Genomic DNA, 12,258 nt, shown 5'->3' with positions numbered 1-12,258 from the left:
ATATAACTCCGATTTTTATCGGAGTTTTTTGTTTAAACTATCAATAGGAACGGGCTTTAGCCCGTTTAATAATTTAAAAAATCATCTGGCTTTAGCCAAAACTTAATTACTGAACTCTGAAATCAATTCCTTAAAATAATTTTCGCACTTCGCAATATGTGTTCCGTACCACGAAAATGCTTCGCCGTCGACAATCATTATTTTTTTATCAGGATAAATTTCCTTTAATTCTGCAATATGTTTTTCTTTAAATGGAAAAGGCTCGGAAGAGAGCATAATCACATCAGCTTCCGCTAAATCCTCAGTTTTGATTTCAGGATAACGCTTTTGATTTTTAAATATATTTTCAAAACCGGTTTCAGTTAAAACATGATGAATAAAAGTGTCAGATCCGATAGTCATGTAAGGGTTTTTCCAGATCAGATAGGCAACTTTTACGGTAGAATTTATTTTGGTCTGATTAAGAATTTCATAGATTTTGAGATTAAAAGCCTGTGCTTTTTCTTCTTTATTAAATAACAATCCTAAATTTTTTAACAGATAATAATTGTCTTCAATAGTTTCTGTATTGTTGACAATAACTTTAAAGCTGGTCATTAAAGCCTCTACTTGTTCTTTTACATTTTCTTCTTTATTGGCAAGAATTAAATCGGGTTGTAAACTTCTGATTTTATCAAGATTAAGATTTTTTGTACCACCGATTATTTCTACATTTTTCACTTTTTCTGAAGGATGGATGCAGAATTTTGTTCTTCCGACAATTTCATTTTCCGTTAAACCTAAATCAAATAAAGCTTCTGTAATAGATGGTACCAAAGATATAACTCTCATAAAATTTTAGACTTTGCCTAAAATTACAAAAGTTTTCCGGTTAAGAACATCGCAGCGATGGTAAAATAGATAATTAATCCGGTAACGTCGACCAGAGTTGCTACAAACGGAGCAGAAGAAGTAGCCGGGTCAAGATTGAATTTTTTAAGAATAAACGGAACCATTGAACCTGAAATCGTTCCCCAAAGGACGATCATGGCTAAAGAAATTCCGGCACTAATTCCAATGAAAAACCAATATTTACCATAATCGAACCAACCGAGTTGATGCCAGATCATGATTCTTAAAAAGCCGATCACTCCCAAAAAAGTTCCAAGAACGAGGCCCGTAACGATTTCTTTTTTCATGACCGTCCACCAGTCTTTCAAAGTGATTTCCTGCAATGCCATCGCACGGATAATCAACGTTGCTGCCTGTGAGCCGGAATTTCCACCGCTTGAAATAATCAACGGTATAAATAACGCTAAAACCACCGCTTTTTCGATTTCATTTTCATAAAAACCCATCACAGAAGCGGTAATTAACTGTAAGAAAAATAAAACGATCAGCCAAAGTCCACGCTTTTTAATCATTTCCCACCAATGTGTCTGAATATAAGGATCATCAAGTGCTTCCACACCCCCAAATTTCTGAATGTCTTCAGTATTTTGAGATTCAATCTGGTCTAAAATATCATCAATGGTCACAATTCCCACCAAAACTCCGGCTTCTGTAATAATCGGAAGCGCAGTTCGGTCATATTTTTCGAAATAAGTAACAGCATCTTCTTTGGAAGTCGTTGTCGTAATAGCAACGAAATGGTTATCAGTAAGATCTGAAACCAAAGTATCCTCCTCTACCAACAGAAGACTTCCTAAAGGTAAATCGTCGATCAGACGGTTTCTTTCATCAACTACATAAAGATGGTTGATGGTTTCCACTTTTTTACCGACTTTTTTAATCTGTTGAAGACATCTCTTTACTGTCCATTCTTTACGGATCTGGATGTAATAAGGAGTCATCAGACGGGCGATAGAATCAGAATTGTAGCCCAAAAGTTTTAAGGCAATTCTTCTTTCCTGCGGATTAAGATGATTGATGGAATATTTAATCAGCTCATCCGGGAAATCTTCAAACAGAGCCGTTCTGTCATCGGGAGTCATGGCGTTCAGGATTTCTGAAACTTCATCACTTCCGATGCTTCGGATGGTTTCTTCCTGAAAATCAGGATCTAAATGCGAAAAAACATCAGCTTTATACTGCTTCGGAACTTTCAGAAAAGCCAGTAACCTTTCATCAGCGGGAAGTTCACTGAGTCTTTCGGCAATATCGGCGGGATTAAAGATAAGTTCGTCTGTAGAATTCAAAACCTGAAAATTTTTGCTATGCAAAAATAATTCAAATTTTTAGAATAGGAGAATTGTAGGCTAAATTTAAGGTTTTATTAAAGTTTAGAAACCTGCTTCTGCAGACGGTTTTAATTTCCTTAATTGTTTGATAATTGATTTGATAGCTCCGTTGGTTCCGATTTTTATAGAATTTTCTGCAGAACCCAAAAGGCGCATATTCTTACGATACGTATCGTAATCGGACGAAGTGACGAAATTTCCTTCAGCATCAAAAAGCTTCATGCTTACGATAACTTGGTTCGAAAAAACGTATTTTCCCAATCCTACCTTAAAATATTTTACTTTCGGAACAATCACGAAGTCGGCATCGTTATTTTTGCAGTATTCGCTGATGGTTTTAGTATCAATGCTGTCGTAGGAGATCTGAACTTCCGTTCTCAGCATTCTATTTTTCCGGAAAGTGCTGATATTGTCAGAAACAGCACTAAAGAAGGCATGATTGGTAGGTTCTTTTATTTCTTCAACATCGGGTTCTACTTCAGGATTAAAATACAGAATTTTTTTTATTTTATCATGGGAGTTGTTTTTCTGAGCATTTACAGAAGAAATACTGATGATAAATACTAAAGAAATAAGCGTATAAAATAAAAAATTTTTCATCTTTTTTGTCGGCTGTAAAATTACTGTCTTTTAATGGGATGGCATAATTTTTTTAAGAATTATTTAACATATTTTTCTATTAAAATTAATAAATGAAATCAATAATGTTTCCAAACTTTTAATTTTTAAGGATTTTTTAATTTTTAGCTTGAATAATTAGAATTTCCATCCTTACTTATTATTGAAATGTTTAAATCCTATTTATATTTTGCAGGTAAAAAAAATAGTCGTATTTTTGCAGCCGTTACATAATAATCATTAAACAATATTGGAATGTACTTAACAACAGAAAAAAAAGCAGAAATTTTCGCAAAGCACGGTAAATCTGCACAAGACACAGGAAGCGCTGAAGGACAGGTTGCTCTATTCACTTACAGAATTAACCACTTATCTCAGCATTTGAAGGCTAATCGTCACGATTTCAACACTGAGAGATCTTTGGTGAAATTGGTAGGTAAGAGAAAAAGCTTATTAGATTATCTTAAGAAAAAAGATATTACAAGATACAGAGCAATTATTGCTGAACTTGGTTTGAGAAAATAATCTTTGGATTCCAAAAGAAACAGAAGCAACTTCGAAAGAGGTTGCTTTTTTGTTTCGTAATCTGAAACTTAGCATTAAAACGTGGTATTCTTTGAATAAATCGTTTAAATTTGCTTTTTTCAAAATTTAATCTACTGCTTTGAAACAGATTTATCTCTACATTCTTCTTTTTGTTTCTGGATTTTACAATTCTCAGAACTTGGATACCATTTCAAGGTCGAATCTTCAGACTTCTGTAAGTATGCAGTTCGGAAAATTTTTAGGAACGAATGATTATCTGAAAACACTCACGCATAGAGAATTTATTGGTGCTTCTGCAGAACTTACCGTGCAGACTGACGGAAGTCAGGAATGGCACAGAAGGTTCGGAAGACCCTATTACGGAGGTGGAATTGTTGCTTTTAATTATCTTAAAAACAGCGATATGGGAAGTCCTTTTGCGGTGTATGGAACTTTCGGAGGAACCATTAAAGAAACTCCGGCTCACTCATGGAATTATGAAACAAGCGGTGGTTTTGCTTTCAACTGGACACCTTATGATATTAAAAAAGGTTATCTTAATCAGACATTCGGCTCTTCGGTAAGTATTTATATTAATTTCGGAGTCAATTATAAATATTATCTAGGAAAACATTTTGATTTAGGTTTAGGCTTAAATTTCAATCATTTTTCAAACGGTGCGCTTAAACTACCGAATAAAGGAATGAATACCTTCTCTCCCAAATTATCATTGACTTATCATTTTGATGAAAGAGAATTTGCTCCTAAAGATTCTCTGTCGGCATTTGACAAATATTCTACATTGGATGTAAATGTTTTTGGTGGTGTACGACATTCAATATTCTATGGAAAAGATCCTGGATTCGAAGATTTTTATGTAGATATGATCAGGAAATTTGAAGGAAAGTACCATCAGAACTGGGGAATTGAAACGGTTTATCACAGACAGGTTACTTACAAATCTTCTCTCGGATTGGGAATCGGTCTGATGTATGACGAAGATTATAATAATAAATTTTATCAGGATGAAAATGGAGTTATTCAAAGTACAAAAAGATTTCAGCGTGAACAGCTTTTATTAAATATTTTCCCTTCTTATCGACTTTCCATTTCAAGATTTGCGATTCAGATCCAACCGGGGTTTTATATATTCAAAAAAACAATTGACCGCCGTTATGATAAGACATTTTTTTATCAAAGGGTGGGATTTCAATATACAGTAGGAAAAAACTTTTTAATAGGAATAGGCTTACGATCATTTAAGTTTCACAAAGCAGATTATATCGAATGGAGGCTGGGCTATAGAATTTTTAACAAGAAAAATTCATGATAAGTGGTTTTAAAATGTAGGAATTTAGGCTAAAATATATTCATCCTGCTATTTAAAACAAAAACACTAAATTTGCATCACATTTAGACGAAATACATTAATTAAAAGTACTCAATACGGAGTACAACACAAACAATTTATGAGTGCACCTCAAGCAATTACAGAGCTGATTACTCTTGCAGACGGCAGAGAAATCACAATCGAGACAGGGAAGCTGGCAAAACAAGCTGACGGATCTGTTGTAGTAAAAATGGGCGGAACAATGCTTTTAGCAACGGTTGTAGCCAACAAAGAAGCCAATCCTGGTGTAGACTTTTTACCTTTAACAGTAGATTACAGAGAAAAATTCTATGCAGGCGGTAAAATCCCCGGAAACTTTTTCAGAAGAGAAGCCAGACCATCTGATCAGGAAATCCTGACAATGCGTTTGGTTGACAGAGTTCTAAGACCTTTATTCCCTGAAGATTTCCACGCGGAAGTTCAGGTAATGATTTCATTAATTTCTTATGACGGACAGTCGATTCCTGATGATTTAGCAGGTTTGGCAGCGTCTTCAGCAATTGCGATTACTGATATTCCTTTCAACGGGCCAATGTCTGAAGTGAGAGTAGTAAGAATTGATGGTCAGCTTTCAATCAACCCTAAATTCGAAGATCTTAAGAATTCTGACCTTGATATTATGGTTGGAGCAACTAAAGATTCTATCGTAATGGTGGAAGGAGAGATGAAAGAAATCACAGAAGCAGAAATGCTTGAAGCGATTACTTTTGCTCACGAAGAAATCAAAAAACAAGTTGAAGCTCAGGAAAGATTAGCTCAAAAAGTAGGAAAAGCTTTCCCTAAAAGAGAATACAACCACGAAAATCACGATGAAGCCATCCGTGAGAAAGTGTGGAAAGAAACTTACGATAAAGTATATGAAGTAGCTAAAACTCCTTCCAGTAAAGAAGAAAGAGGAGAAAAATTCAAAGCGGTACGTGATGAATTTTTAGCTCAATATGTTGATGATGCAGAAGAACTAGAAAGAGTAACCCCTTTCGTGAAAGTATATTACCACGATGTGGAAAAAGAGGCGATGCGTCAGATGATTTTGAATGACAAAATCCGTCTTGATGGTCGTGATCCTCAAACGATTCGCCCGATCTGGAGCGAAATCGATTATTTACCGGGAGCGCACGGTTCTGCAATCTTTACAAGAGGGGAGACTCAGTCTTTAACGGCTGTAACGCTTGGTTCTGTAAAAGACGCAAATATGGTCGACAGTGTAATGGTCAATTATGACGAAAGATTTTTCCTTCATTATAACTTCCCTCCATTCTCAACGGGTGAAGCTCGTCCTTTAAGAGGAACTTCAAGAAGAGAAGTTGGTCACGGAAACCTGGCTCAAAGAGCTTTGGCGAATATGATTCCTGAAGAAAATCCTTATACCATCCGTGTTGTTTCTGATATTTTGGAATCAAACGGTTCGTCTTCTATGGCGACAGTTTGTGCAGGAACTTTAGCATTGATGGATGCGGGTGTTCAGATTCATAAGCCGGTTTCAGGTATTGCAATGGGATTGGTAACTGATGTTAAAACAGGGAAGTTTACGGTACTTTCTGATATTTTAGGAGATGAAGATCACTTAGGTGATATGGACTTCAAAGTAACGGGAACTGCAGACGGAATTACGGCGTGTCAGATGGATATCAAAATCCAGGGGCTTTCTATGGATATTATGGAGAAAGCGCTTCTACAAGCCAAAGAAGGAAGACTTCATATTTTAGATAAAATCACTGAAACCATAGCTGCTCCAAGAGAAGATGTGAAACCTCACGCTCCGAAAATGGTGATGATGGAGATCCCTAAAGATTTCATCGGTGCTGTTATCGGGCCTGGAGGAAAAATCATTCAGCAGATGCAGAAAGATACGGATACCGTTATCGCTATCGAGGAAGTTGGAGAAATCGGAAGAATCGAAATTTCCGGTATCAGCAGAGAGAAAATCAACGAAGCGGTTGCGAAAATCAATGAAATTACTTTCGTACCGGTTGTAGGTGAAGTCTACCAAGGTAAAGTAGTGAAAGTAATGGATTTCGGAGCTTTCGTAGCGATTGCTAAAGGTACTGAAGGATTGCTTCACATCTCAGAAATCGAGTGGGCGAGACTTGATAAAGTTCCTTACAAAGAAGGTGACGAAGTGGAGGTGAAATTTATGGGTTATGATGACCGTAAGAAAATGAAACTTTCAAGAAAAGTTTTGTTGCCAAGGCCACCAAGACCTGAAAAGAAAGAAGGTGAGCAGAGAGGTCCAAGACCAGAAGGTCAGAACAGACCGGAAAGACCTGCGAGACCGGAAGGAAAAGTAAATCCTGAAGGGAAAGATCAGCCGGGAGAGCACAAGCCTTTGAACGAAGCTTAAGATTATCTTAATCATATAGAAAACCACCGAAATTCGGTGGTTTTTTTGTGGGTTTTTGTTGGAGATCCTTCGAGAGCATCAGGATGACACCGCTACAATTAGATTTATATATTGCTTATGACTTAAGAATATTATTTCAAGTAATGAGAATATACTTCACAGTGGCAAGAATATGATTTAAAGTAGAGAAAATATGCTATAAAGTAATAAGAATATGATTTACAGTGACGACAATATCTTTCACAGTAGGGGTAATGTGATTTAGAGTAATGACAATATGCTCTGCAGTAGTGAGAATATGGTTTGCAGTCATAAGAATATGATTAATAGTTATGGAAATATTAATCTTGTTAAAAGCATATAAAAAATATCCTGACTGGAAATTCAGTCAGGATGTATAGTGTTATGTTTTGATGCTAAAAATCTGTGAATGTCTGTAGATTTTAGCTTTTTACTACTGTAAATTTTATTGCAGATACTGTTTCAAATTCCGGGGAGGTTGCTCCGTAAATCGTCTTGACATATTTTTTGACGTTTTGGGCGATGGTGTAGAGTCCTGTTTCTTCTGCGTATAAAACCTGATCTCTTTCTGTGAGTTTGATATTCAGTTCTGCTTCGGTCTGGTTTACTGGTTGGGTAGCGCTCACCAGTGATGCGTGATAGGAAGTGAGATTGTTTAATTTTAAATCGTCCTCATTAGGCGTGTAAGCGGGGATCGTTGCCAGTAACTGTAACAGAATCCCAAAATTCTCTGCCTGTTGAGTGTAGGATTGGCGGGAAGTGGAAATTGAGTTGTTGTTTGATGGTTGTCCGTTGTCGGGATTTTCGGAGGTTGTCTTTTTCTTTTGTCCGCCTTGTATGGTGCGGTTTAAAGTTCTGGCTTGGTCGATAGTTGCCTGCTGTAATCCCAAAATGTCTAAGAAGCTGACAATACGGGTGCAGATTGGTTTTAGATTTTCGTAAGCGGTTTGACGCACTGCAATGGCATTTTTGTTGGCGGTTCGTTTTTCTTCTACTTCGCTGAGTTTTGCAACGGCAGTGGTGTAGAGGTTTTGGAGACTGGTGACCGATAGATTTGCTACCGGTGGATTGTAGAGTGTGTAAACGCTAACTTGTTCGATTAGTTTTTGCAGGTTGGCTACGTTTTTAGCGTGTCCTACTTCGGATGTACTAGACATAATATTTGTGTTTTAAATTGTTTTTTCAAATATAGAATTTATTTTGAATTGAAATTATTTTTAGGCTAAATATTTTATTATCAGGATATTATGTTAAATTGGGGAATGGGAAACCCTAGCGGGAGGCTAGGGTTTTGGGGTTTTGTTTGAGAAGCACGGATTGCAAATCCGCGCTATCGGTTTATCAGTTGAATGAATTAACAAATCAGCATCTTTAGAAATTTTTTCATAATTCGTACTACTTCTTGAATTTCCCTTACCTCTAGATAAAAAGCCAATCAAAAATTCTGCCTTAAGCCGATTGATTCTTGATTAAGGCAATTTACTAAGCTATCAAAATTTACAACAGCTTTTTTAAAGTCTTCAGGAGAGGATATATCAATCAACTTTTTATCAATTCCGCTAATATTAACGGTCATATTATTTAAAATTTTTGCAAATCTTCCCTTCCGATGTTATTAGAAAAAATTATATGCAAGTCAAGACAATCATCTTCTTTATTCAGGTAATCCAATCTTAATTCTAAGTTTAAGAAAGTTGTAATACCATTGCGTTCTAATTTTTCTTTTAGTTCATATTCTTTTTCATCAAACTTGAAATAATTTGTTAATCCAACACAAGAAATTTTACTTTCCAAGATCGCTTTAACAAAATCTTCATCTGAACAAGAATATTTATTAAGAAATGTATAAGGAGAATGCATATGTAAGTCCCATTTTCTCCATTCTGAACCTCTGTTAATTGTCATTGTTATAAGTTTTTATAAATATATTAATTTTTATTTCATTACAGAATGAGTAAATATATTATTAATCAACAAAAAAAGATTACGGAAAACCGTAATCTTAAATATTATAATCAATCTGTTTAGATTCTTCCAGAATGACAAAGAGGATGTTTGCAAAGTTGAGATTGCTTCGTCACTTCGTTCCTCGCAATGACAGTGCTGAATTTCTCGTTTTACCCATTCCCAGCCCTCTGCTTCAAATCATCCGCCCCGCCAGTTTTTCTAACCTGTCCGGATTTTCCTGAACCGAAGTTATAAGTGTAGGAAAGCGTTGCCACTCTGGTGTCTCTTCTCACAATGAAGTTTTCTACATAGCCGGAATAGATGTTTCGGGCTTCCGGATTGCTCTTGAAGAAGATGTCGTTGAAAGAAAATTTGAGCGTACTGTTGTTCTTGAATTTCTTCTGAGCACCGATGTTTACAGACCACATTGGTTTCAGGTGCATATAGGCATAGATTTGCTTTGCCTGATAGTTTCCTGATAACTCTGCCGAATAACCATTCCCAATCTTGAAAGAGTTGATGCTGTTGATGTTGAAGGTGAAGTTCCCTTCGTTTTTTATGTAAGTATTGGAGATGTTTCCTGTGTAGGTGCCGTAATAGAAATTGGCGTTGTTGTTCATCTCCCACCATTTGGTCACTTTTACAGGTGCAATCAGGTTGAGTCCGTAATAAGATGCGGAACTCAGATTCTCGTTGGTCTGTACCACCACTGTTTTATCGTCCTCGATAATCGGCATCAGAACATCGGTGATGTTTTTATTGGTTTTGCTGTAGCTCAAGGTTGCAAAATATTTGTTGCTCAAACTGTACGTGAACTCATAATTCATAATAGTTTGCGGATCGAGATTGGGGTTTCCGGCCTGGTAGGTTGTCGGGTCCAGATAGAATTTGAAAGGATTGAGCTGACGGTAATTCGGTCTTGTGATTCTTCGGCTGAAGTTGAGCTCTACCGTGCTTTTGTCATCCACATCATAAGAAAAAACGGCACTTGGAAATAACTGTGTGTAATTCTTTTTGTTGATTTGGTTTGTTGTGACTTGATTTCCCGTCACGTTGGTATTTTCTACCCTCAGACCAAAATTAACTTTGAACTTATCCCAGTTTTTGATCACGTTTCCATAAGCTGCGTTGATGTTTTCCTCGTAAATGAAATGGTTGGTTTTTGATCTGTCGATCACAGAATTGCCCGAGCTTGCATTGAAAAACTGAAGGTCGTTATCCGCTTTCACGAAGCTTGTTTTGACTCCTGTTTCCAATTTCCAGTTGTTTCTGAATACTTTGGTAAGGTCAGATTTTAAGGAATAGATATTGAGATTGCCGTCCAGATCGCCTTTTAAAATATATGGATTCGGATTGTCGTCGGTAGATGGCGAAAGATTGCCGGCAACATCAAAATTCCTTGTGTTGAAGTTCTGAAGCGATGTGTTGGAATAGTTGATGTAATCCAGATCCGTTGTGAGTTCCGAACTTAACGAGTCGATTTTGTACTTGTGGTTGAAGTTCAGAGACACATTTTTCCAATGGTCGCGGTTGTTGCTTTTGGTGTTAAATGTTCCGTCGGGCTGGTAATTTTGGTTCAGAACCTGCGTGTCGTTATTACTTGTCGGGTCAAATCTATTGCTGACAAAACCTACTGAAAATCCTAAAACATTTTTATCATTTGCGTAATAATCCATCCCTACTTTTGCGATGTGATTGCGGAAATTCATTTTCAAAAAATTATCCTGAACATAAGCATTTTTGAAAGTTCCATTCTCATAGAAGTTCCTGTCCAGAATCAACTTGTTGTAAAACTCCCTGTAAGCAAAGCTGTAATTGGCAAAAAGATTGACTTTTTTGTTCCTGTGGTTGATGCTGAAACTGTTGTTGTTTTTAATATATTTTCCGGTTCCGAGAGACGTAGAAAGACTGCCGTTGGTACCCTTTCGCTGATCTTTTTTGAGTTTGACGTTGATGATGGATGTTCCCGCCGCATCATATTTTGACGAAGGATTGGTAATGAATTCGATTTTTTCAACACTTGAAGACGGAATTCCTCTGAGGTAATTCGCAAGGTCGGTTCCGGTCATCGGTGTATTTTTTCCATCGATCTGAACAAGGAGATTGGCTTTGCCACGCATACTGATATTGTCGTTGCTGTCGATGTTGACGCCGGGCGCTTTTTCCAACACTTCAAAGGCAGAATTTCCGGTGGAAGCGATGCTGTTTTCTACATTCAAGATCATTTTTCCGTCCTGTCGCTCGATGTAAGGTTTTGTTTTGGTAATGGTTACGGCTTCAATAGATTTCTCGTTGAGTGCAATCGAAGGAATTATAACATTTTCATTAACGGAAACTTCCGATTGGTAAACTTCGGCTCCGTTCTTATTGATTTTCAGATGGTAATTTCCTGATATCAAATCATTGAAAGAGAATTTTCCATTTTGATCGGTGACTTCGGTTTTTACCAATTTGTTTTCGGAATTGAATAGATTGATTTCTACCTGATTCGTATTGCCGGAATCAATCGTTCCCGACAAAGAAAAATTCTGGCTGGACTGCGCAAACACAGTTGTGAAGAAGGATATCATCCATAAAAGTATGGCTAAAAATATTCTGGTCATTGTGTTATTTTTTTTTGATTAAAAGTGATTTTATTTCTCGCTGATTTAATTGATTTTTTGCAGATGAATATGCTCTGTTTATTTCTTTGTATTGATGCAGTTTTCTGCTATTTTTAAAAGGGCAGAGTTCATTATTTCTAACTCAGATTTAGAAACATTTTCTAAAGCCACGCTTCTGTTATTTTCTACAAGGTCCTGGACTTTTTCGATGATTTCTTTACCAGATTTGGTGACTTTCAGATTGGTTTTTCTTCGGTCATTGGGATGAATTTCCCGAATGATGAATCCCGATTTGACTAATAAATCAATAATCCTCGTAACCGAAGCATTGTCCTTGAACACCAGATTTCCGATTTCGTTCTGTGTGATTTCTGGGTTTTCTAAGATGGCTTTGATGATGAGCCATTGGTCAATTGTGATATTGAAGCCATTCGCTTTCAGTTGTCTTTGTGCGTAATTTCTGTAAGCTCGGATGGCTTTATCGATGTTATAAAATATAATTGAATCTAATTTTTCCATAGTTTGAAATTTTAAAATGATTTATCAATTATTGATATATCAATTAATTGGTTGTGATTGTTTTTGATTTGTTAC

10 protein-coding genes are annotated in these 12,258 nt (G+C 36.5%); 3 read left to right on the top strand and 7 right to left on the bottom strand.

The features are described from left to right. Nucleotides 1-102: 102 nt before the first annotated feature. The 3 genes from ACR1PN_RS13780 to ACR1PN_RS13770 are packed head-to-tail and all read right to left on the bottom strand — an operon-like array spanning nt 103 to nt 2,819. Nucleotides 103-831, bottom strand: coding sequence for an ABC transporter substrate-binding protein (locus ACR1PN_RS13780; protein ID WP_433980508.1), 729 nt, complete (start codon nt 829-831; stop codon nt 103-105). A 23-nt stretch (nt 832-854) separates the two neighbouring features. Beyond that, nucleotides 855-2,201, bottom strand: coding sequence for a magnesium transporter (gene mgtE / locus ACR1PN_RS13775; protein WP_378174302.1), 1,347 nt, complete (start codon nt 2,199-2,201; stop codon nt 855-857). A gap of 60 nt (nt 2,202-2,261) precedes the next feature. Next, nucleotides 2,262-2,819 carry a pyruvate decarboxylase gene (locus tag ACR1PN_RS13770; RefSeq protein ID WP_433980507.1) on the bottom strand — a complete coding sequence of 186 codons (558 nt, stop codon included), beginning with the start codon at nt 2,817-2,819 and terminating at the stop codon, nt 2,262-2,264. Between the two features lie 273 nt (nt 2,820-3,092). On the opposite strand from ACR1PN_RS13770, the gene rpsO reads away from it, so the two are divergent. The 3 genes from rpsO (at nt 3,093) to ACR1PN_RS13755 (ending at nt 7,093) form a co-directional block, all read left to right on the top strand. After that, the gene (rpsO, locus tag ACR1PN_RS13765) at nt 3,093-3,362 is read left to right on the top strand and encodes a 30S ribosomal protein S15 (RefSeq protein WP_034679332.1); all 270 of its coding nucleotides are present in this window, start codon (nt 3,093-3,095) and stop codon (nt 3,360-3,362) included. Nucleotides 3,363-3,501: 139 nt separating this feature from the next. Next, on the top strand, nt 3,502-4,692 hold the full coding sequence (locus ACR1PN_RS13760; RefSeq protein WP_433980506.1) for an acyloxyacyl hydrolase: 1,191 nt from the start codon (nt 3,502-3,504) through the stop codon (nt 4,690-4,692). A gap of 139 nt (nt 4,693-4,831) precedes the next feature. After that, nucleotides 4,832-7,093: a polyribonucleotide nucleotidyltransferase gene (locus tag ACR1PN_RS13755; protein ID WP_378174289.1), complete on the top strand. Its 2,262-nt coding sequence runs from the start codon at nt 4,832-4,834 to the stop codon at nt 7,091-7,093. Nucleotides 7,094-7,536: 443 nt separating this feature from the next. Here ACR1PN_RS13755 and ACR1PN_RS13750 read toward each other — a convergent pair whose 3' ends face one another. The 4 genes from ACR1PN_RS13750 to ACR1PN_RS13735 form a co-directional block, all read right to left on the bottom strand. Next, nucleotides 7,537-8,271, bottom strand: coding sequence for a hypothetical protein (locus ACR1PN_RS13750; protein ID WP_433980505.1), 735 nt, complete (start codon nt 8,269-8,271; stop codon nt 7,537-7,539). Between the two features lie 424 nt (nt 8,272-8,695). Continuing rightward, the gene (locus ACR1PN_RS13745; RefSeq protein ID WP_433980504.1) at nt 8,696-9,019 is read right to left on the bottom strand and encodes a hypothetical protein; all 324 of its coding nucleotides are present in this window, start codon (nt 9,017-9,019) and stop codon (nt 8,696-8,698) included. A 212-nt stretch (nt 9,020-9,231) separates the two neighbouring features. Continuing rightward, complete coding sequence (locus ACR1PN_RS13740; RefSeq protein ID WP_433980503.1) at nt 9,232-11,664, bottom strand: TonB-dependent receptor domain-containing protein; 2,433 nt, start codon at nt 11,662-11,664, stop codon at nt 9,232-9,234. Between the two features lie 78 nt (nt 11,665-11,742). After that, a complete protein-coding gene (locus tag ACR1PN_RS13735) occupies nt 11,743-12,183 on the bottom strand; it encodes a MarR family winged helix-turn-helix transcriptional regulator (RefSeq protein ID WP_433980502.1) in 441 nt (146 codons plus the stop codon). Nucleotides 12,184-12,258: the final 75 nt, after the last annotated feature.

The organism is Chryseobacterium sp. RLHN22, assembly GCF_051011795.1.
In the GTDB taxonomy this organism is placed as follows: domain Bacteria; phylum Bacteroidota; class Bacteroidia; order Flavobacteriales; family Weeksellaceae; genus Chryseobacterium; species Chryseobacterium zhengzhouense.
This window is presented reverse-complemented; position numbering and strand designations above follow the sequence as displayed.

Excerpts from the sequence above, each read along its gene's own strand:
- ACR1PN_RS13740 (WP_433980503.1), bottom strand. The coding sequence starts at position 11,664 with ATGACCAGAATATTTTTAGCCATACTTTTATGGATGATATCCTTCTTC.
- ACR1PN_RS13750 (WP_433980505.1), bottom strand. The coding sequence starts at position 8,271 with ATGTCTAGTACATCCGAAGTAGGACACGCTAAAAACGTAGCCAACCTG.
- ACR1PN_RS13735 (WP_433980502.1), bottom strand. The coding sequence starts at position 12,183 with ATGGAAAAATTAGATTCAATTATATTTTATAACATCGATAAAGCCATC.
- ACR1PN_RS13755 (WP_378174289.1), top strand. The coding sequence starts at position 4,832 with ATGAGTGCACCTCAAGCAATTACAGAGCTGATTACTCTTGCAGACGGC.
- ACR1PN_RS13770 (WP_433980507.1), bottom strand. The coding sequence starts at position 2,819 with ATGAAAAATTTTTTATTTTATACGCTTATTTCTTTAGTATTTATCATC.
- rpsO (WP_034679332.1), top strand. The coding sequence starts at position 3,093 with ATGTACTTAACAACAGAAAAAAAAGCAGAAATTTTCGCAAAGCACGGT.
- ACR1PN_RS13745 (WP_433980504.1), bottom strand. The coding sequence starts at position 9,019 with ATGACAATTAACAGAGGTTCAGAATGGAGAAAATGGGACTTACATATG.
- ACR1PN_RS13780 (WP_433980508.1), bottom strand. The coding sequence starts at position 831 with ATGAGAGTTATATCTTTGGTACCATCTATTACAGAAGCTTTATTTGAT.